The organism is Rhodococcus antarcticus (assembly GCF_026153295.1).
Classification (GTDB): Bacteria; Actinomycetota; Actinomycetes; order Mycobacteriales; family Mycobacteriaceae; genus Rhodococcus_D; species Rhodococcus_D antarcticus.
The window spans coordinates 1,594,079-1,612,748 of sequence record NZ_CP110615.1; the positions used below are offsets into that span (position 1 = coordinate 1,594,079).

The following is an 18,670-nucleotide window of genomic DNA, read 5'->3' on the forward strand; positions in this document are numbered from 1 at the left end:
CGACTCCCCGTTGCGCTCGGGGCGGGACCGTGGGAAAGTATTCCTGACCGATCGTTCTGTAAACGACTGGCCCGACGCCGTCTCCAGCCGCGACGCGATCATCACAGGAGGAACCATGACGGTGCTGCCCCCGGCGCCCCCGGTGGACGAGTCCGAGCTCCTCGCGGGCTTCGACGCCACGATCGCGCGCAACGACCGGATCGAGCCGCGCGACTGGATGCCGGAGCGGTACCGCTCCACCCTCGTGCGCCAGATCGCCCAGCACGCGCACTCGGAGATCATCGGCATGCAGCCGGAGGGCAGCTGGATCGCCCGCGCGCCGTCGCTGCGCCGCAAGGCGACCCTGCTGGCCAAGGTCCAGGACGAGGCCGGTCACGGGCTCTACCTGTACTCCGCGTGCGAGACCCTCGGCGTCTCGCGCCAGGAGCTCACCGAGAAGCTGGTCGCGGGCACGCAGAAGTACTCCTCGATCTTCAACTACCCCACCCTGTCCTACGCCGACGTGGGCACCATCGGCTGGCTCGTCGACGGCGCCGCCATCTGCAACCAGGTCCCGTTGTGCCGCACGTCCTTCGGTCCGTACGGACGCGCCATGATCCGGGTGTGCAAGGAGGAGTCGTTCCACCAGCGGCAGGGCTTCGAGCTCCTGTCCACGATGATGCGCGGCACCGACGCCCAGCGCGCCATGGTGCAGGAGTCGGTGGACCGATTCTGGTGGCCCGCCCTGATGATGTTCGGCCCGCCGGACGCGGACTCCCCGAACACCGAGCAGTCGATGGCCTGGGGCATCAAGCGCGACACCAACGACGAGCTGCGGCAGAAGTTCGTGGACATGTCCGTCCCGCAGGCCGCGGCCCTGGGCGTGACGCTGCCGGACCCGGGCCTGGTGTGGAACGAGAGCAAGGGTGGGCACGACTTCGGCCAGCCCGACTGGGACGAGTTCTACGCCGTGGTCAAGGGCTCCGGACCGTGCAACGCCCAGCGCACCGCGCACCGGCGGCGGGCGCACGAGGAGGGCGCGTGGGTCCGGGACGCCGCGACGGCCTTCGCCCGCTCCCAGCAGGAGGTGTCGTGAGCGGCGACGGCCAGGACTTCAGCGCGGACGGTGGGCACGGAGCCGTCCCCCTGGCCGGTGTGCCGACCGGTCTCGGCGAGCAGCCGGACGGGGAGTGGCCGCTCTACGAGATCTTCGTGCGCGGCAAGCGGGGCCTGAACCACGTGCACGTCGGGTCGCTGCACGCCGCAGACGACGAGATGGCGCTGCGGCACGCCCGCGACGTCTACACCCGCCGCAACGAGGGCGTGAGCATCTGGGCGGTGCGGTCGGACGACGTGGCGGCCTCCAGCCCGGACGAGAAGGACCCGCTGTTCGCCCCCGCCGGGGACAAGGTCTACCGGCACCCCACCTTCTACTCGATCCCTGACGACGTCCCGCACATGTGAGAGGAGCTCGCCATGACGGACCACAGCTCGGTCTACGACGGCCTCACCGGCGGGGATGACTCCCAGTGGGCGTTCGGCACCGACTTCGAGGACCCGCTGGCCGGGGTGGACACCACGATCGGCGACGGGGTCGACGCCGCGGTGCTGGGGCAGTACTGCCTGATGCTCGGTGACGACGCCCTCGTCTACGCCCACCGCCTGTCCGGGTGGGCGAGCAACGCGCCCGACCTCGAGGAGGACATCGCGCTGGCGAACGTCGCACTGGACCTGCTCGGGCAGGCCCGGCTGCTGCTCGCCAGGGCGGCAGCGGCCGACCCGTCGCTGGTACCCGGGCTGCCCGAGGGTTCGCCCGTGCCGCCGGAGGACGCCCTCGCCTTCTTCCGGGACGAGATGGCCTTCCGCAACGTGCGCCTCGTCGAGCCGCCGAACGGCGACTTCGCCGTCAGCACGGTGCGCCTGCTCGTCTTCTCCACCTACCGCCTCGCGCTGATGCAGCGCCTGGCCACGAGCAACGATCCCGTGCTGTCGGCCATCGCGGTCAAGGGGATCAAGGAGCTGCGCTACCACCGGGACTACGCCGGGCGGTGGTTCCTCACCCTGGCCAAGGGCACCGAGGAGTCCCGTCGTCGGCTGCTGGCCGGGATGGACCTGGTGTGGCCGCTGAAGGACGAGCTGTTCACCGCCACCGCCGTGGAACGTGCCGCGGCCGAGCAGGGGGTCGGGGTGGACCCGGCGACCCTCGCCGACGAGGTGGCCGTGCTGCTCGAGCAGGTCCTCACCGTCAGCGGGGTGGACCGACCCGACGTCCCGCGGACCGGGGCGGTCAACGGCGGTACCGGCCGGCACGGGCGGCACACCGAGGAGATGGGTCGGCTGCTGGCCGAGATGCAGGTGGTGGCCCGCGCCCACCCGATGGGGCGGTGGTGAGCGCCGTGCCGACCACCTCCCGTGCCTCCACCCGGCTCGCGCGGGCCCGGGTGCTGGCGGAGCGGGTCACCGACCCGGAGATGCCGATGCTCACGCTGAGCGATCTCGGCGTCCTCCGCGACGTCCAGCTCGAGGAGGAGGCCGGAGCCGACGCCGTCGTGGTGACGATCACCCCGACCTACTCGGGCTGTCCCGCCATGGCGACGATGCGCGACGACCTCGTGCACACCCTGCACGACAACGGCTTCACCGACGTCCGGGTCGTGGTCAGCCTGCACCCCGCGTGGTCGAGCGACTGGATCACCGAGGGGGGGCGGCGGGCGCTGCTCGAGCACGGCATCTCCGCGCCGGGCGCGGCGCCCCGGCACGACGGACCGATCGCGCTCAACCTGGCGCCGATCCGCCGCCCGCTGACCTGTCCCCGCTGCGGAGGTGCGGACGTGGCCCTGGTCTCGGAGTTCGGGCCCACCGCCTGCAAGGCCGTCTACCGCTGCACGTCGTGCCTCGAGCCGTTCGAGCACGTGAAGGAGATCTGAGCGTGACCTCACCCCGATCGGCGTTCCACGAGCTGCGCGTCGCCGCCGTCGAGCGGCTCACCGAGGACTCGGCCGCGGTGACCTTCGACGTGCCCGCGGACCTCGCGTCCACCTTCGACTTCCAGGCCGGGCAGTCCCTCACGCTGCGCCGCACCGTCGACGGGCAGGACCACCGCCGCTCGTACTCCATCTGCGCCCCGGCGGGGTCCCCGCCGCGGGTGGGCGTCCGGGAGATCCCCGACGGGCTGTTCTCGAGCTGGCTCGTCCGTGGCCTGTCCGTCGGTGACGTCGTCGAGGCGCAGCCGCCCGCGGGGACCTTCCGGGCCGACCCCACCCAGGCCGGTCGGCACCTCTGCATCGCGGCGGGGTCCGGCATCACCCCGATGCTGTCGATCGCGACCACCGTGCTCACGAACCCCGCGTCCTCGGTGACGCTGATCTACGGCAACCGCACCGTGCGCTCGGTGATGTTCGCCGAGGAGCTCGCGGACCTGAAGAACCGCTACGGGCCCCGCCTGGACCTCGTCCACGTCCTCTCCCGCGAGCCCCGCGACGTCGAGCTGTTCTCCGGTCGGCTCGACGCCGACCGGCTGCGCCGGCTGCTCACCACGCTGGTCCCGGTCCGCAGCGTCGACCACGTGTGGCTGTGCGGACCGTTCGGTCTCGTCAACGCCGCCCGCGACGTCCTCTCCGAGCTGGAGGTCAGCGCCGACAAGGTGCACGTGGAGCTGTTCTACGTCGACGAGCCACCGCCGGAGGTCGTCCGCCGCGACGACGTCGTGGACGGTGACGTCAGCCAGGTGACCATCGTCCTGGACGGCCAGACGACCACCGTGGCGGCCCCCAAGGAGCTGTCCATCCTCGACGGTGCGGCCAGGACGAGGAACGACCTGCCGTTCGCCTGCAAGGGCGGCGTGTGCGGGACCTGCCGTGCCCACCTGGTCTCCGGCGAGGTCGACATGCGTCGCAACTACGCCCTCGACGACGACGAGGTCGCGCGCGGCTACGTGCTGACGTGCCAGAGCTTCCCGGTCTCCGACACCGCCACGGTCGACTTCGACGCCTGAGCCCCCGGCGCCCCCGGCCCCGCCTGGTCCCCGCGTCAGGTCCCGCCCACCGTGGCGGGACCGTCCGGGCGGCCGAGGCCGTCGAAGACCACGCCCGTCACCCACCGGGCCAGCAGCGTCGGGTCCACCGGTCCACCGGGGCGGTACCACTCGACCAGCGAGTTGACCGTGCCGAAGAGCAGCCTGCTGATGACCTCGGGGGGGATGTCGGCCCGCAGCGAGCCCTCGTCGACCGCGGCCCGCACGAGCGTCGCGAGCTCGTCGCCGATGAGCCGCCGACGGGTCAGGGCCTCGAGCTCCACCGCGCTGTTGCCCCGCACCCGCAGCAGCAGCGTGACGGCGGGGAGGTGGTCGAGCAGGATCTGGACGGACTCCTCGGTGGCGGTGCGCAGACGCTGGAGCGCGCTCGTGCCGGGGGCCGCGCTCGTGGCCGTGCGCACGGCCGTCGTGAGCCCGTCCAGCGCCTCGTCCAGCGCCGCCGACAGCAGCGCCTCCTTGCTCGCGACGTGGTGGTAGATGGCCGACTTGGTCAGCCCGAGCTCCTTCGCGAGGTCCCCGATGCTGGTGGCGTCGTAGCCCTTCGTGTTGAACAGGTCGATCGCACGTCTCAGCACGGTCTCCTGGTCGTAGCCTGGGCGCCCGCGCCGGGGTGGGGCCGGCGGTGGGGCGGGTGCGGACACGGTGGGGATCGTCGCACGGGCGCCGGACGGGGGATGCCTCAGCCGTGCCCCGGGCCCGGCTCCGACCCCCTGCGTGGCACGGTGAACAGCGGGGCCACCTCGACCCCGCCCTGGCCGTGCAGCAGGACCTCGTCGTCCGCCCGGAGGCGGGTGTCGGCGCCGAGGTCGACCAGCTCGCCGTCGCGCGCCGCGAGGCTCAGCCACGCGCCCGGTCCGAGGTCGAGGTCGGACACGAGCGCTCCGTCGGCCGGAGCCCCGTGCTCCACCGTGTACCGCAGCAGCCCTTCCGGGGCCTGGCGCAGCCGAAGACCGATCGCGTAGGGCTCGGGGGGCTGTGCGCGCATCGGTATCCGCAGCAGTCTCGCGACGGCGGGGACGGAGCCGCCCTGGACCACGACCGAGACCAGCACGACCACGAAGATGATCCGGTACACGCGTGCGCCGTCGTTGATGTTCGCGTTCAGCAGGAAGATCCCCAGCAGGATGGGTACGGCGCCCTTGAGCCCGGCCCAGAGCACGAAGATCCGCTCGTTGCGGCTGAGCTTCACCGGGATGAGCAGCAGGCCGACGAGGACCGGCCGCACGAGCAGGATCATCAGCCCGGCCAGCGCCAGCCCGACCAGCAGGTCCGACCCGGAGAACAGGTTGGTGACGGAGACCGTGAGGCCGAGGATGGTGAAGGCGACGATCTCGGCCAGGCTCGCCAGGGCCGAGGTGAACCGCTCGATCTCGGCCTTGTAGGGGCCCTGGGTGTCCCCGACCAGGATGCCGGCGAGGAAGACGGCCAGGAAGCCCGACCCGTGCGCGACCGCGGCGAGACCGTAGATCGCGGCGGCCCCGGTGAGGGTGCGCAGCGGGTAGAGGCCCTCGTTGGGCAGCTGGACGTGCTGGGTGACCCACCGCAGGCCGAGTCCGCCGACCACCCCGACGGCCAGGCCCACCGACATCTGCAGCGCGAAGTCCCCGACTCCGGAGAGCACGGCCCCGACACCACCCCCGGTGGCACCGAGGATGGCCACCAGGATCGCGATGCCGACGGGGTCGTTGGCGCCGGACTCGCCCTCCAGGATCGTGCCGGTGCGTCCGGTGATCTCCCGTCCGCCCAGCACCGAGAACACCACGGCGGGGTCGGTGGGGGCGAGGGCGGTGCCGAGCAGCAGCGCGACGCGCCAGTCGAACCCGAACAGCAGGTGGGCGGCGGCGGCGAGCCCGGCGGCGGTGACCACCGTCCCGGCGATGCCGATCCAGAGCACCGCACCGGTGGCCCGGCGGAAGCGTCGCCAGCCGATGCCCATGCCACCGTCGAACAGCACGACGATGAGCGCGACGGTGACGATCCGCTCGTCGAGCCGCTCGGTCAGGTCACCCAGCGCGGGCCACACGTCGGAGGCGATCGCGGCGCCGACGAGGAACATGGCCGGTGCCGGCACCCGCAGCACCGCGCTCAACCGGTTGGCGAGCAGGGCCAGGACCAGGGCACCGCTGACGAGCAGGACTACCAGGCCGAATCCGGTGATGTCGTCGGTTCCCACGGTGCCAGCCTGGCCCGGCGGCACCCGTGCCGCACGAGGGGGGTCCGCCGTCGTCCGAAATGTCCCGCTCGTGGTGGACGACGGTCACCGCAGCGCGCGGACGGGTTCGGGCTCGGCCGCGTGCAGCCCGGGGTCGGTCGCCGGCAGCCGGCGCTGGCGGGCGGAACGGTCCCCGGTGACCTCGAAGCGGACCACGACCTCGGGTACCCCGGACGGGGCGCGGTGCGCGTCGAGCTCACGCACGACCCAGCCCCGGCCGAGCTCGTCGTGCACGACGTCCGCGCCCGCCCGCCAGGTCGGCGCCGAGCTGCTGGTCGGGGACCGCTCGGCGCCGTCTCCTTCCGCGGGTTCGACGGGCAACCCCCGGGCGGGGGAGGGCGTGGCCGCCGGCAGCAGGCTCAGCTGCTCCTGCGGTGAGAGCCCGCCCAGGTGCACCCCCAGCAGGCGGGCCCCGGCGCCGGACTCCTCCTCGGCGTCCAGGCCGGTTGCGGCCACCACGGCGGCGAGGGCCCGCACCGCCGCCCCCCGTAGGAGCCCGAGCTCGGAGGTGGCCTGCGGAACGGTCACCGCTCGCCCCACCACGGCGAAGTCGGTGTCCTTCAGCCGGACGGTGACCGTCCTGGCCCCGACCCCCGCCTGCAGCAGACGGGCGTGCGCGGCCACCAGCACCCGGTCGAGGACCGGCCCGAGCTGCGACGCGGGGGTGTCGAACTCCAGGGTCTGCTCGGCCGAGACCGACTTCGGCCCACGCCACGGGGTGACCACGCGCGCGTCCCGGCCGTGGGCCATCTCCCGGACGCTCGTGCCACCGGCGGTACCCAGCAGCCGCTCCAGGGTGCGCACCGGCTGCGCCCGGACCGCGGCGACGGTGTCGATGCCGAGCTCGGTGAGCCTGGCCGCCGCGACGGGACCCACCCCGGGCAGCGCGGTGACCGGCAGCGCGTCCAGGAAGGACTGCTCGGCGTCGCGCGTGACCACGAGGACCCCGCGCGGCTTCGCGGCGGTGGAGGCGAGCTTCGCGACCAGCTTGGAGGCGCCGGCACCGACCGACACCCGCAGACCGGTCTCGTGCAGGACGGCGGCGGCGACCGCGGACACCAGCTCGTGCACGCCGTGGTCCGCGCCGCCGACCTCGAGGTAGGCCTCGTCGACGCTGACCTGCTCGAGCACGTCGGTGAACCGTTGCAGCACAGCCATGATGGCCACGGAGTGCGCCCGGTAGGCCTCCATGCGCGGGTGGACGAAGACCCCCTGGGGGCAGCGGCGCCGCGCCGTGGCCATCGGCATCGCCGACCCGACCCCGAACCGGCGCGCCTCGTAGCTGGCGGTGGCGACGACCCCGCGCCCACCCAGGCCGCCGACGATGACCGGCGACGACGCCAGGGACGGCTTCTGCCGCTGCTCGACCGAGGCGAAGAATGCGTCCGCGTCGACGTGCAGCACCACCGGTCCCACTGGCCACCCCCTCCACCCGACCTGCCCCAGGGTGCCCGGGCCCCGGCCGGCGCGCGCGACCACGCCGGCCTGGAGGTCGTGGCCAGCTCCCGGTGCCGCAGCTGGTCGGTGCGCCCGGCGGGGTGTGGTCGCCGACGTGAGCCGCGGCGATGCGTCCTCGTGGACGTGTTCCTCTGGTGGGTGTCCGAGGGGGGACTTGAACCCCTGCCTGATGGACGCTTCACCTGGTCTGACCTGGCCTCTACACTGCGGAAGCCCGTTCGGGGCTGCGCGCGTGAGCAGAGCCGATCCCATCGAGTGTTGACGCCGTCAACGTGTCTCAGCACTCGCTGGCCCTTCTGGTCTTGACGCTGATCGGACATTCGGACGGTCCCGCGCGCGTGTGCGGGATGACCACGGGGGATCGATGACGCAACCGCAGGGGCCGGACTTCACGAAGGGCCCAGACCAGCAGGGTGGTCCGCCACCGCAGAACTACGGGCCCCTGCCGGGGTACGGCGGACCTCCGCCCGGCGCGAGCCAGCCCCCGCAGTGGGCACCGCCACCACCGGGTGCGGGCGGGACCAAGAAACCAAAGCGCTGGCCGTGGATCGCCGGGGGTGTGATCCTGCTGCTGATCGTGATCGGCGCGGTAAACAGCAAGAAGGACCCGGCAACAGTTGCGTCGCCTCGAACTACGACGACGGTCGAGACGACCGCGCCAGCTGCTCCAACAGCGTCACGGACAACTACAGCTCAGGCGAGTCCAACGACAACTCCTACGCCGACGCCCGTCCCTGCTGCGCCGGCCCCGACGGCAGCCGCACCCGTACTGGTGCCGATGCCCAGCGTGGTGTGCATGAATCTCCAAGACGCGCAGAACAAGATCCAGGCCGCCGGGGTGTTCTTCTCACGAAGCAACGACGCCACAGGTAGGAACCGTCTACAGATTTTGGACCGGGACTGGATCGTGGTGTCGCAGATGCCTGCCCCGGGGGTGCCTATCGGCGAGGGAGATGCCGTGCTGTCGGTCGTCAAGTCCACCGAGCCGAACAACTGCTGAGGAGTAGACGTGGGAATCATCAGGAAGACGACCAGCCTCGGAACTCTCGGGCTCGTGAACTTCCGCGGCAAGGACGAGCGGGCGAACAACTACGCGAAGCAGACCCGAAACGCCGCCCGGGCGCAGGTCGCTCAGAACGCCATGCAGCTCGAGCTACAGCGGCAGCAGCTCGCCGCCCTGGATCACGGCAACGTCCGGGAGGAGGTGCGGGACATGCGACAGGAGTTCCCGCCCATCGCCCCGATTATGCCGCCGCAGCCGATCCCGGTCGGTCCTCCGCCGGGTTGGTATCCGGACCAGCACGACCAGCAGCTGGTGCGCTGGTTCGACGGCACGCAGTGGACCGAGTTCACGCAGCGGCGCCAGTAGCTCCGGACGAGCGTCAGCGCCCCCAATTTCTGAGCGGAGGGTGGGGGCGTGGTCGTTGCGGGAGCCACCACCTCGGGTCGCGTGAGCGAGCAGCCCCGGGTGGTGGCCTACCAAGCCCGACACCCGGGTGTGAATCGGGGAGTGCCTGGCGGGCAGACGGTGGTGGGGCGGCCGTACGGTCGACTCGGGGGGTGGCCGACCGGCCGGTGGCCGTGGCGAACCTACCGGGCGGCCCGGGCCTGCTCCTGCTCGATGAGCAGCAGGAGCCCCTCCAGGCTCGCCAGCACGTGCCGGTTCACGTCCTGGGCCTGGACCATCGCCGGGAAGTGGTCGGCCAGGCCCAGCGCCCCGAGGTGGGAGTACGGCGGGTGATCAGTGCCAGCGACCTGCGCCCGGGCGGTGGCCACTGAGTGCTCGCGGCGGACCGCGGCGATGCGCTCACGGAGGCGGTCGGCGCGGGCGCGGCTGGCAGCGGTGGCGCGCATGGCAGGCATGGTGCGCGCGACCCACGACGGAAGCGGACCGCGCAGCTGGAACGCCCTACGATCCCCGCACACGACACGAGGGGGACGAATGCGCACACGAGGGACGATCCTGGCCGCGCTGCTGATGACGGGCGTGCTGGCGGGGTGCAGCGGGCAGGCCGGGGAGTCCGCCGCACCCGCGACCAAGACCACGACCACCACGGCGGCCCCCACGACCACCGTGCCGCGGCCGACGACGACCGTGCCGACTACGACGCCGCCGTCACCTGCGGTGACCACCACGGCGGCACCCGCCGCCCCCGTGGCCACCATCCCCCGCCCGGGAGCCCAGCAGGCCGACAACCTGTACGCGGGGCTGGTCAGGATCGAACCGCTGTTCGCCAAGAAGAGCCGGGACACCCTCGTGTCCCGGTCCCGCGACCAGTGCACCAGCATCCTCCAGGGGCTCCCCGACGAGAAGCTGATTGACAACGCGATCTCGCGCTTCACCGCCCCGGGCCTGGACGGCATCACCCGCCAGCAGGCGTTCGAGGTGAACGACCTCATCCGCAGCGGCGGGTGGTGCGTGTAGCCCGGACGCAGGCCCCCCCAGCGCCCTCACGAGGAGGACGCCGGGGGTGTCGTTCGTCGGGGTCACGAGGCACCGTCCCGGCCATGACCCGCTGGACCCGTGGCACCACCTGCGTGAGCGCCACCCTGACGTTCTCGTCCACTGTGACCGCCAGCTGCGACACCCGTCGCTCGGGGAGTGGGACGGGCGCAGCACGGTGCACCTCGACTCCCGGCTCGAGCAGGCCGCCTGCCGCTGCACCCTCACCCACGAGCTCGTGCACCTGTGGCGCGGCCCTGGCCCAAGGGACCCGGCTGGCCGGGCGCGCGAGGAGGACATCGTCGACCAGGTCGCGGCCCGGCCGCTCATCACCCTGCCGGACCTGCTGGACTCGATCCTCCGGGGCCAGGGCACCCCGAACCACAGGGACCTGTGGGTCAACGAGCCCACGTACCTGACGCGGCCGAGACGCTGCGCCCGGACGAGCAGGACTGGATCGACAAGCAGCTGCTGGAGCGGGTCGCGTGAGGAACTCGCAGCGGGTGAGCTGTGCCCCTGTGCCGGAGCAGTGGCTCACCCCCGACGGCTGCTACCTGCTGCCGATGGGCCCAGACGGCCCGAACCATGGCGACTGGATCGACGCGTGGGACGCCACCGTGGAGGGGCGCGACGCCGAGGCCCCGGACGAGGGCTGCTGATGACCGACCTACAGTGCGCGGTCCTGGCGTTTGAGGCGCGCACCGTGTGGTGGCGGTACGTCGGCGCGAAGGAGGAGGCGGTGCTGGTCGAGCTGGGGCTGAGCCCCACCCGCTACACCCAGGTACTCGTGCAGGTGCTGGGGGAGCCGGAGGCCGCGGCCGTGGAGCCGCTGGTGGTCAGGCGCCTGCAGCGGCTTGCGGACGCCCGGCGGGCAGGGCGCGCTGCTCGAGCACCTGGGGCAGGGCGAGGGTGAGCGCCCGGGACATCGCCGACGCAGCAGCCGCGGCGGAGCGCCGGTCGATGTGCCCGTACTTGCCGATGGTGGTGGTGATGTCTCGTGGCCGAGCTGGCCCCGTATCACCGAGAGCGGCACCCCGGCCTGGATGAGGATCGACGCGCACGAGTGCCGCAGGTCGTGGATCCGAAGCCGCTTCCCCAGCCGCTGACCCTCGAGGGCGGGGGCGATCTCGTGGCCGACGGCGTCGGTGCGCCGCGCGATGCGCTTGCTGCCGGTGCGGGCTCCCCCTGGCCAGCCGGATGGCGGGCTGCCACACGTTGTCGTGGAAGGTGGCTGAGCGGACCGGGTCCCCGCGGGTGTTGGTGAAGACCAGGAAGTCACCGCCGCGCTCGGCCAGCAGCGGCTCGAGCAGGTCGACAGTCTCGGCGGGGAGCTCGACGGTACGGCGCGAGCGCGCGGACTTCAGCGGGCCGAGGCGGAAGCCCTCCCGGCGGCGTACTTCCAGGCCCGGACGCTGCGGATGGTGCTGTTGTCGCGGTCAACGTCGGACACGCGCAGCGCGGTGGCCGCACCCCAGCGGAGCCCGGTGGCCAGCAGGAACGTGACCAGGGGCTGCCAGTAGGTGGGGACGTAGCCGAGGAGCACCGCGAAGTCTGACGGCGTCGGGAACACCATTTCCTCCCGCTCCGTGCCTGGTAGCCGCCGCCCCTTGCACGGGTTCGCCCCGATGTGCTTGGCGCGCAACGCCCCCCGCAGCGCCGCGGACAGGAAGCCGCGCTTGTTGGCCACCAGTTTCCCCGCGCCGCCGAGGCCGTTCATCCACCGTCCCACCGCCACCTCGTCCAGGGCGGTGATCGGGGTGGCACCGATGGTGGGCGCGACGTCCCGGGCGACGTAGGAGCGGTAGCGGCGCCGGGTGCCCCCCTCAATGCCGGAGAGCTGCTCGATGTAGGCGGTGCACCAGGAGCCCACCGTGATCAGCGGCCGGCCGTCGTCGAGCACACTGGCGATCTCCGGCGCGCGGACAGACCCGACCTGGTTCAAGAGCTTGCGCCACTGGGTGGCCCGCTTCGGATCGTCGAAGGACAGCGACCGTTGGGTGCCGTCCTCGCGCGACAGCACGGACGTGTAGCTGGTTCCGTCCTGGCGGGTGCGCGTGCGGATCGACGACACGGCTGCTCGCCTCCGTTCGGAGCCGAAACCGGCCGTTCGGAGCGGCTCGGTGCAGCCGTCGGAGGGACGATGCCGTCAGCTGCGGTTGACCGCCGATCCGCGCCGATCGCGGCAGGTCGCTGACCTGCCAGTTCGTGTCATCTCAGGGTGTCCGAGGGGGGACTTGAACCCCCACGCCCGTTAATAGGGCACTAGCACCTCAAGCTAGCGCGTCTGCCATTCCGCCACTCGGACCGAGCACCGGCCCGTGGGCCCGTGCGCCGCATGAGGTTAACCGATCGACCCACCCCACCCAAACCGGCCCCGGGACCGTCGGACGGGGGTGGTAGGAACACGGGGTGGCCGAAGAAGCAGAGACCGTCAGCGAGTCCCGCGCCGAGCTCGAGGTGGTCGAGCTGACCAGCCAGCTGATCAGGATCGACTCCACCAACACCGGGGACCCGGCGACGCTGGTGGGGGAGCAGGAGGCCGCCGAGTGGGTGGTCCGCCAGCTCGAGGAGGTCGGCTACCAGACCACGCTGGTGGAGTCCGGCATGCCCGGGCGGGCCAACGTCTTCTGCCGCCTGGAGGGTGCGGACAGCACGCGCGGGGCCCTTCTGGTGCACGGGCACCTGGACGTGGTGCCGGCCGAGCCCGCCGACTGGTCGGTGCACCCGTTCTCCGGCGCGGTGGAGGACGGGTACCTGTGGGGCCGCGGGGCGGTGGACATGAAGGACATGGTCGGGATGACCCTGGCCGTCGCCCGGCAGTTCAAGGCCGAGGGCGTCGTCCCGCCGCGCGACATCGTCTTCGCGTTCCTGGCCGACGAGGAGGCCGGCGGCACCTGGGGCTCGCACTGGCTCGTGGAGCACCGCCCGGACCTGTTCGAGGGCATCACCGAGGCCGTGGGCGAGGTGGGCGGGTTCTCGCTGACCGTCGGCCGTCCGGACGGCACCGACGTCCGCCTGTACCTGGTGGAGACCGCGGAGAAGGGCATCGCCTGGATGCGGCTGCGGGCCCGCGCCCGCGCCGGCCACGGGTCCTTCCTGCACCCCGACAACGCCGTCACCATGCTGGCCGCGGCCGTCGCCCGGCTCGGCACGCACACGTTCCCGCTGGTCATGACCGAGTCGGTGACGCAGTTCCTGGCCGCGGTCAGCGAGGAGACCGGGCTGACCTTCGACCCGGAGTCCCCGGACATCGACGGCACGCTGGAGAAGCTCGGCAGCATCAGCCGCATCGTCGGCGCCACCCTCCGGGACACCGCGAACCCGACCATGCTCACCGCCGGCTACAAGGCCAACGTCATCCCGCAGACCGCGGAGGCCGTGGTCGACTGCCGCGTGCTGCCCGGGCGCCAGGCCGCGTTCGAGCGCGAGGTCGACGAGCTCCTCGGCCCCGACGTCGAGCGCGAGTGGGTCACCCAGCTCGAGGCCTACGAGACCACGTTCGACGGCGATCTGGTGGACGCCATGAACGACGCGGTGCTGGCGCACGACCCCGACGGGCGCACGGTGCCGTACATGCTCTCCGGCGGCACCGACGCGAAGGCCTTCGCCAAGCTCGGTGTCCGCTGCTTCGGCTTCGCGCCGCTGCGCCTGCCTCCCGAGCTCGACTTCGCCGCCCTGTTCCACGGGGTGGACGAGCGGGTACCCGTGGAATCCTTGCGCTTCGGCACCCGCGTGCTCGACCACTTCCTCCGCCACTGCTGAGCGCAACGAAAGGGAACACGTGAGCTACCAGGACAAGGTCGTCCTCATCACCGGCGGGGGCTCGGGCTTCGGCGCGGCCGCCGCCCGCCGCCTGGCCGCCGGCGGCGCACGGGTGGCCCTGCTGGACCGGCACACGGAGTCGGTCTCCGCCGTCGCCGAGGAGGTCGACGGCTTCGCGATCGTCGGCGACGTCACCGACCCGGACACCTCCACCCGCGCCGTGTTCGAGACCGAGGAACGCTTCGGTCGCCTCGACGTCGCGTTCCTCAACGCCGGGACCGTGGGAGGTCAGCTGGCCAGCGACGACGCCCTCGACCTCGCCCGCTACCGGGCCGTCGTGGGGGTGAACCTCGACGCCGTGGTCTACGGGACGTGCGCGGCGGTGCCGGCCCTGCGCCGGGCCGGGGGTGGACAGATCGTGGCGACGGCCTCGCTGGCCGGGCTCGTGGCCATCCCGGACGACCCCGTCTACACGCTGACCAAGCACGCGGTGGTCGGGTACGTGAAGGCCGTGGGAGCACAGCTGGCGGGAGAGGGGATCCGGGTCAACGCGCTGTGCCCCGGGTTCGCCGACACCCCGCTCATCGCTGACCACCGGGACGCCTTCGTGGCGGCCTCGTTCCCGCTGCTCACCACCGAGGACGTGGTGGACGCCCTGGAGCTGGTGCTGGCCGGGGAGGGCACGGCGGAGTGCTGGTTCATCCAGCCCGGCCGCGAGAGCGAGCCCTTCCGCTTCCGGGGAGTACCCGGTCCGCGCGCCGGGGTGACCTCCCAGGCGCCCCCCGCGGGCGCCCTGCACCCCTGAGCCCTGGGGTCGCGGTCTGACGGTGGGCAGCCCGACGGTCGGCGTGCCCGCCGTCAGACCGCGCTGCCCACCGCATCCGCCACCGAGGCGAATCCCCCGGCGCGCACCCGGCGCGCCAGCCCCCGGTGCACCGAGCGCGCCCAGAACGGTCCGCGGTAGACGAACGCCGTGTACCCCTGCACCAGGCTCGCGCCCGCCGTGATGCGCTCCCAGGCGTCGTCCGCGGTCTCGATGCCGCCCACGGACACCAGGACGAGCCCGTCGCCCACCCGGGCCCGCAGCCGGCGCAGCACCTCCACCGAGCGCGCTGCGACCGGGGCCCCAGACACGCCACCGGCCCCGGCCGCCTCCACCACGGCCGGGGGAGTCGCCAGGCCCGCCCGGGACACCGTCGTGTTCGTCGCGACGATCCCAGCGAGCCCCAGCTCCACGGCGAGGTCGGCCACGGCGTCGACGTCCTCGTCGGAGAGGTCCGGCGCGATCTTCACCAGCACCGGCACGTCCACCACCGCGAGGACTGCCGAGAGCAGGGGCCGCAGCGACGCCACGGCCTGCAGGTCGCGCAGCCCCGGGGTGTTGGGCGAGCTGACGTTCACCACCACCCAGTCGGCCAGCGGGGCGAGCAGCCGGGCACCGGCCACGTAGTCGGCCGGCGCGTCCTCCGCCGCCACCACCTTGGTCTTGCCGATGTTCACCGCCACGGGGATCGCGGACCGCCTGCGGCGCAACCGGTCCGCGGCCGCGCCGGCGCCCTGGTTGTTGAACCCCATGCGGTTGAGCAGCGCGCGGTCGGCCGGCAGCCGGAACATCCGCGGAGCGGGGTTGCCCGGCTGCGCCTGGGCGGTGACGGTGCCCACCTCCACGTGCCCGAACCCCAGCGCGCTCCAGGCGTCGACCCCGGTGGCGTCCTTGTCGAACCCCGCGGCCAGCCCCAGCGGCCCGGCGTGGTCCACACCGAGCACCCGGGTGCGCAGCACGGGGTCCCGGACGCCGAGCAGCCGGGTCAGCCCCCACCGCAGCGGGGCGGTGCGGCCGGCGAGACGGATGAGCGTGAAGCCCAGGTGGTGTGCCCGTTCCGGGTCCAGCCGGGTGAACACCCACCGGAACAGCAGCGCGTACGGGCTCACGTGGCGGGACCGGGCAGGGTGCGGCCGGTCCGCCGGCGACGGAGCACCACCCGCCGCGTCCCGTCGGCGTACAGCCGCACCCGGGACAGCTCCCACCCGCCGTACTCGGCCTGGATGGCCAGCTGCACCGAGGCGGTCAGCCGGGAGACGTCCGGCGGAAGCCGCAGGGGGTGGTACTCCCAGTCGTCGCCGTCGAACGGTCGCGGCCCGGGGAGCCTGCTCATCGGGTGCCCTCTCTCGCCTGGCTGCTCACCGGGTCGTCCCGGGCTCAGGACTCGTCATCCTCGCGCCCCGGGCACTATCCGCTGCACCCCGGCACCGGTGGCCGAGCTGACCAGCACTACGCCGTCGGCGGGGTCCACGGCCACCGAGTTCGGCTGCGCGACCGTGTCGAAGCGGTAGCGCTCCACGGGTTCGCCACCCCGCACGTCGTAGCCGACCACCTGGTTCGTGGCCGTCAGGGTCACCCAGGCCAGGTCCGTCGTCGGGTCGTAGGCGATGCCGTAGGGCGAACCGGGGACCGGGTAGCGCTGCCTCATCAGCAGCGGGTCCGCCCCGAGGGCGATGAGCTCCCCGCCCGTGGTGTCCACCACGAGCACCCGCCCGTACCGGTCGGCCACGGCGTTGGTGGCACCCTCCCCGGCCCGCAGCGCCACGCCCAGGCTGTCGGACCCGAGGTCGAGAACGGCTGCCGCGGTCTGCTGGCGGTCCACGGCCACCACCGCGCCCGCAGCCTCCACGAGGTCGTCCACCCCGGCGAGTCCACCGACGGTGGCCTGCACCGTGCCGTCGGGCCCCAGCAGCACGGTCGTCCCGGAGCCCAGGCCCGCCGCCACCCGGCCGTCCGACAGCTGCAGCACCGCCGTGACGTCGCCGTCCACCGCCGTGGAGGTGAGGGCACCGGAGGTGGTGTCGACCCGGGCGACCGCTCCGGGCAGCGCCACCAGGACGCTGCCCCCGTCCCCGGCCAGCTCCACCTGGGTGGCCGGGGCGGGCAGGGGCACGCTCCGGGCGGCGCGCGACAGGTCGTCCAGGTCCAGCAGCACCAGCCTGTCGGGTCCGGTCGCCGCGAGCACCAGGGTGCGGGTGCTCCGGTCGACCACCGTGGCGGTGAGCGGGGACCCCACCGTGGTGGTGGTGCCGGGCAGCGCACCCGTCTGCTGCGGGGACGTCGCCGGCTGGGCCGCGGGGATCGTGTCCAGCGTGGACGCCCCGCCGCTCGAACCCCCGGAGGAGCAGCCGGCCAGCAGCAGCGCGGCCACCACCGACCCCGTCACCGCCGACCGGACCAGCACCGTCACCACGCCCTCTCGTCGACCCCGGCAGACACCCGCTCCCCGCACCAGCATCCCCGACCGTCCGGGGGACGACCGCCCGGACCGCTGTGAGCCGGGGCACCTCGTCCTCCGGCGGGTACCGGTGGCGCCGGGATACCGTGACGGATCAGCCGTCCTTCGGGGACGAGAGGAGTACACCAGTGAGCCCACCCGTCTTCGAGCTCTCCGAGCTCACCACCGGCGCGCACGCACACGGGTTCGGCCACGTGGGCGACGGCCGGGAGTTCGCCTTCCGCGTCCGCAGCAACCTCGCGGTCGTCGAGATCTACAAGGTCGACGCCGCGGAGGTCTTTCCGCTGCCGGAGGACGTGGAGGCCACGGCGCAGCGCTCCGTCACCGACGTCGACCTCACCGACGAGCGCGGGCTGCTGGCCCTGGTCCGCGACCTCGTCGCCGAGGCGGAGCCCACCGACGGCGGCGGGGTGGAGACCACCGTCCGCACCTTCCTCAGCCGCCTCGGCTCGGTGATGGACGGCTGGTAGGCGCGCTCAGGTCGAGCTGACGTCGTCCAGGGCCGCCCGGATCGCGGCCGGGAGGGTGAGGGACTCGACGGCCAGCACCCCGGTGAGCTGCGCGGCGTCGCGGCCACCGACGATCGCGCTCGCCACGCCGGGTCGGTCGCGCACCCACGCCAGGGCCACGGCGAGCGGGGACGTGCCCAACCCGTCGGCGGCGGTGACGACCGCCTCCACCACCCGGTTGGCGTGCGCGGTGCGGTGCCCCTCCAGTGCCGCGGCCAGGTGCGGGCTGGCGCCACGCGAGTCGGCCGGGGTACCGGTGCGGTACTTGCCGGTGAGCACGCCGCGCGCCAGCGGCACGGCCGCCAGCAGCCCCATCCCGTGGTGCACCGCGGCGGGCAGGAGCTCCTCCTCGGCGCCACGCTCGAGCAGCGAGTGCTCCGCCTGCACGGCGACCAGCGAGCCCGGGGGGACGGCGGCGGCGACCGTGGCCACCTGCCAGCCGGTGTGCTCCCGCAGGCCCACGTACCGGGTCCGCCCGCTGCGGACGGCGGCGTCGAGGGTGGCGGCGACCTCCGCCACGGGCGTCCGCGGGTCGAACCCCCCCACCTGCCACAGGTCGAGGTGGTCGGTGCCCAGCTCGGCGAGGGTGGCGTCGAGCTGGGCGAGCATCGTGGTCCGGGAGCAGTCCAGCACCGAGCCCGACGTGCTGGACAGCACGAGCGCCGAGCGGGGAACCAGGTCGCCCACGAGCCCGGCGAGCACCGACTGCGCTGCCCCCTCCGTGTACACCGGCGAGGTGTCGACCAGCGTGCCTCCGGCGTCCACGAAGGCGACGAGCTGCGCCGCAGCCTCGTCCGCGTCGGTGTCGCGCCCCCAGGTGAAGGTGCCCAGGCCGGTGCGCGAGACCCGCAGCCCCCCCGCACCGACGACGCGCTGGGCCACGGGCGGTCGGTCGGCGCTTCGCTGTTCCACGAGGACGGGAGCCTAGGCCGCGGCACTCTCGCCGGCGTGCAGGCTCGCCGCGATGAGGGCGCTCTCAGGCTCTTCCGGCCG

At 73.2% G+C, this 18,670-nt stretch carries 22 protein-coding genes, 1 tRNA gene and 1 pseudogene; 13 read left to right on the forward strand and 11 right to left on the reverse strand.

All coding sequences use genetic code 11. The features are described 5' to 3' along the window. Window positions 1-115 precede the first annotated feature (115 nt). From paaA to paaE, 5 genes are all read left to right on the forward strand, one after another. Window positions 116-1,075, forward strand: coding sequence for a 1,2-phenylacetyl-CoA epoxidase subunit PaaA (gene paaA, locus RHODO2019_RS07615; protein WP_265384367.1), 960 nt, complete (start codon window positions 116-118; stop codon window positions 1,073-1,075). 50 nt (window positions 1,076-1,125) lie between these two features. Next, window positions 1,126-1,443, forward strand: a complete 318-nt coding sequence (gene paaB, locus RHODO2019_RS07620; protein ID WP_435532209.1) for a 1,2-phenylacetyl-CoA epoxidase subunit PaaB — start codon at window positions 1,126-1,128, stop codon at window positions 1,441-1,443. A 12-nt stretch (window positions 1,444-1,455) separates the two neighbouring features. Then, a complete protein-coding gene (paaC, locus tag RHODO2019_RS07625) occupies window positions 1,456-2,370 on the forward strand; it encodes a 1,2-phenylacetyl-CoA epoxidase subunit PaaC (protein ID WP_265384368.1) in 915 nt (304 codons plus the stop codon). Between the two features lie 80 nt (window positions 2,371-2,450). After that, window positions 2,451-2,906 (forward strand): 1,2-phenylacetyl-CoA epoxidase subunit PaaD, encoded by a 456-nt coding sequence (gene paaD / locus RHODO2019_RS07630; RefSeq protein ID WP_265384677.1) that lies wholly within the window; start codon window positions 2,451-2,453, stop codon window positions 2,904-2,906. Continuing rightward, window positions 2,903-3,973, forward strand: a complete 1,071-nt coding sequence (paaE, locus tag RHODO2019_RS07635; protein ID WP_435532210.1) for a 1,2-phenylacetyl-CoA epoxidase subunit PaaE — start codon at window positions 2,903-2,905, stop codon at window positions 3,971-3,973. Before paaD ends, paaE begins: the two co-directional genes overlap by 4 nt. Before the next feature lie 35 nt (window positions 3,974-4,008). Here the strand turns inward: paaE and RHODO2019_RS07640 are convergent, their stop codons facing one another. The 3 genes from RHODO2019_RS07640 to RHODO2019_RS07650 form a co-directional block, all read right to left on the reverse strand. Further along, window positions 4,009-4,587, reverse strand: a complete 579-nt coding sequence (locus RHODO2019_RS07640; protein ID WP_265384370.1) for a TetR/AcrR family transcriptional regulator — start codon at window positions 4,585-4,587, stop codon at window positions 4,009-4,011. A gap of 104 nt (window positions 4,588-4,691) precedes the next feature. Further along, window positions 4,692-6,185, reverse strand: coding sequence for a cation:proton antiporter domain-containing protein (locus RHODO2019_RS07645; protein WP_265384371.1), 1,494 nt, complete (start codon window positions 6,183-6,185; stop codon window positions 4,692-4,694). Between the two features lie 84 nt (window positions 6,186-6,269). Continuing rightward, the gene (locus RHODO2019_RS07650; RefSeq protein ID WP_265384372.1) at window positions 6,270-7,628 is read right to left on the reverse strand and encodes a DNA polymerase IV; all 1,359 of its coding nucleotides are present in this window, start codon (window positions 7,626-7,628) and stop codon (window positions 6,270-6,272) included. A gap of 613 nt (window positions 7,629-8,241) precedes the next feature. Between RHODO2019_RS07650 and RHODO2019_RS07655 the strand changes: the two genes are divergently transcribed. Next, window positions 8,242-8,682 (forward strand): hypothetical protein, encoded by a 441-nt coding sequence (locus RHODO2019_RS07655; protein ID WP_265384373.1) that lies wholly within the window; start codon window positions 8,242-8,244, stop codon window positions 8,680-8,682. Between the two features lie 9 nt (window positions 8,683-8,691). Next, window positions 8,692-9,051: a DUF2510 domain-containing protein gene (locus RHODO2019_RS07660; protein ID WP_265384374.1), complete on the forward strand. Its 360-nt coding sequence runs from the start codon at window positions 8,692-8,694 to the stop codon at window positions 9,049-9,051. 221 nt (window positions 9,052-9,272) lie between these two features. Here the strand turns inward: RHODO2019_RS07660 and RHODO2019_RS07665 are convergent, their stop codons facing one another. Then, the gene (locus RHODO2019_RS07665; RefSeq protein ID WP_265384375.1) at window positions 9,273-9,536 is read right to left on the reverse strand and encodes a hypothetical protein; all 264 of its coding nucleotides are present in this window, start codon (window positions 9,534-9,536) and stop codon (window positions 9,273-9,275) included. Window positions 9,537-9,624: 88 nt separating this feature from the next. Here RHODO2019_RS07665 and RHODO2019_RS07670 point away from each other — a divergent pair, with 88 nt between their 5' ends. From RHODO2019_RS07670 to RHODO2019_RS07680, 3 genes are all read left to right on the forward strand, one after another. Then, window positions 9,625-10,107 carry a hypothetical protein gene (locus tag RHODO2019_RS07670; RefSeq protein ID WP_265384376.1) on the forward strand — a complete coding sequence of 161 codons (483 nt, stop codon included), beginning with the start codon at window positions 9,625-9,627 and terminating at the stop codon, window positions 10,105-10,107. A 503-nt stretch (window positions 10,108-10,610) separates the two neighbouring features. Beyond that, window positions 10,611-10,784, forward strand: coding sequence for a hypothetical protein (locus tag RHODO2019_RS07675; protein WP_265384377.1), 174 nt, complete (start codon window positions 10,611-10,613; stop codon window positions 10,782-10,784). Then, window positions 10,784-11,038 (forward strand): DUF3263 domain-containing protein, encoded by a 255-nt coding sequence (locus RHODO2019_RS07680; protein ID WP_265384378.1) that lies wholly within the window; start codon window positions 10,784-10,786, stop codon window positions 11,036-11,038. Before RHODO2019_RS07675 ends, RHODO2019_RS07680 begins: the two co-directional genes overlap by 1 nt. A gap of 138 nt (window positions 11,039-11,176) precedes the next feature. Here the strand turns inward: RHODO2019_RS07680 and RHODO2019_RS19330 are convergent. The 3 genes and pseudogenes from RHODO2019_RS19330 to RHODO2019_RS07690 all read right to left on the reverse strand — a co-directional run. Next, window positions 11,177-11,404: pseudogene (locus RHODO2019_RS19330) on the reverse strand (hypothetical protein); the annotation flags it as partial. A gap of 81 nt (window positions 11,405-11,485) precedes the next feature. Continuing rightward, entirely contained in the window at window positions 11,486-12,196 is a 711-nt protein-coding gene (locus RHODO2019_RS07685) for a tyrosine-type recombinase/integrase (RefSeq protein WP_265384379.1), read from the reverse strand. A 148-nt stretch (window positions 12,197-12,344) separates the two neighbouring features. After that, a tRNA-Leu gene (locus tag RHODO2019_RS07690) sits at window positions 12,345-12,430 on the reverse strand. Between the two features lie 104 nt (window positions 12,431-12,534). Here RHODO2019_RS07690 and RHODO2019_RS07695 point away from each other — a divergent pair. Continuing rightward, window positions 12,535-13,887 carry a M20/M25/M40 family metallo-hydrolase gene (locus tag RHODO2019_RS07695; RefSeq protein ID WP_265384380.1) on the forward strand — a complete coding sequence of 451 codons (1,353 nt, stop codon included), beginning with the start codon at window positions 12,535-12,537 and terminating at the stop codon, window positions 13,885-13,887. A gap of 19 nt (window positions 13,888-13,906) precedes the next feature. Further along, window positions 13,907-14,692: an SDR family oxidoreductase gene (locus tag RHODO2019_RS07700; protein WP_265384381.1), complete on the forward strand. Its 786-nt coding sequence runs from the start codon at window positions 13,907-13,909 to the stop codon at window positions 14,690-14,692. 53 nt (window positions 14,693-14,745) lie between these two features. Here RHODO2019_RS07700 and RHODO2019_RS07705 read toward each other — a convergent pair whose 3' ends face one another. Genes RHODO2019_RS07705 through RHODO2019_RS07715 form a run of 3 tightly spaced genes read right to left on the reverse strand, consistent with a single transcriptional unit; the run spans window position 14,746 to window position 17,120 of the window. Then, window positions 14,746-15,819 (reverse strand): quinone-dependent dihydroorotate dehydrogenase, encoded by a 1,074-nt coding sequence (locus RHODO2019_RS07705; RefSeq protein ID WP_265384382.1) that lies wholly within the window; start codon window positions 15,817-15,819, stop codon window positions 14,746-14,748. Further along, window positions 15,816-16,043: a DUF5703 family protein gene (locus RHODO2019_RS07710; protein ID WP_265384383.1), complete on the reverse strand. Its 228-nt coding sequence runs from the start codon at window positions 16,041-16,043 to the stop codon at window positions 15,816-15,818. The genes RHODO2019_RS07705 and RHODO2019_RS07710 overlap by 4 nt, the downstream gene beginning before the upstream one ends. 54 nt (window positions 16,044-16,097) lie before the next feature. Next, window positions 16,098-17,120, reverse strand: coding sequence for a YncE family protein (locus tag RHODO2019_RS07715; RefSeq protein WP_265384384.1), 1,023 nt, complete (start codon window positions 17,118-17,120; stop codon window positions 16,098-16,100). Window positions 17,121-17,296: 176 nt separating this feature from the next. Between RHODO2019_RS07715 and RHODO2019_RS07720 the strand changes: the two genes are divergently transcribed. Then, window positions 17,297-17,638, forward strand: coding sequence for a hypothetical protein (locus tag RHODO2019_RS07720; protein WP_265384385.1), 342 nt, complete (start codon window positions 17,297-17,299; stop codon window positions 17,636-17,638). A 6-nt stretch (window positions 17,639-17,644) separates the two neighbouring features. Here RHODO2019_RS07720 and RHODO2019_RS07725 read toward each other — a convergent pair whose 3' ends face one another. Beyond that, window positions 17,645-18,559 carry an aldo/keto reductase gene (locus tag RHODO2019_RS07725; RefSeq protein WP_265384386.1) on the reverse strand — a complete coding sequence of 305 codons (915 nt, stop codon included), beginning with the start codon at window positions 18,557-18,559 and terminating at the stop codon, window positions 17,645-17,647. Window positions 18,560-18,670: the final 111 nt, after the last annotated feature.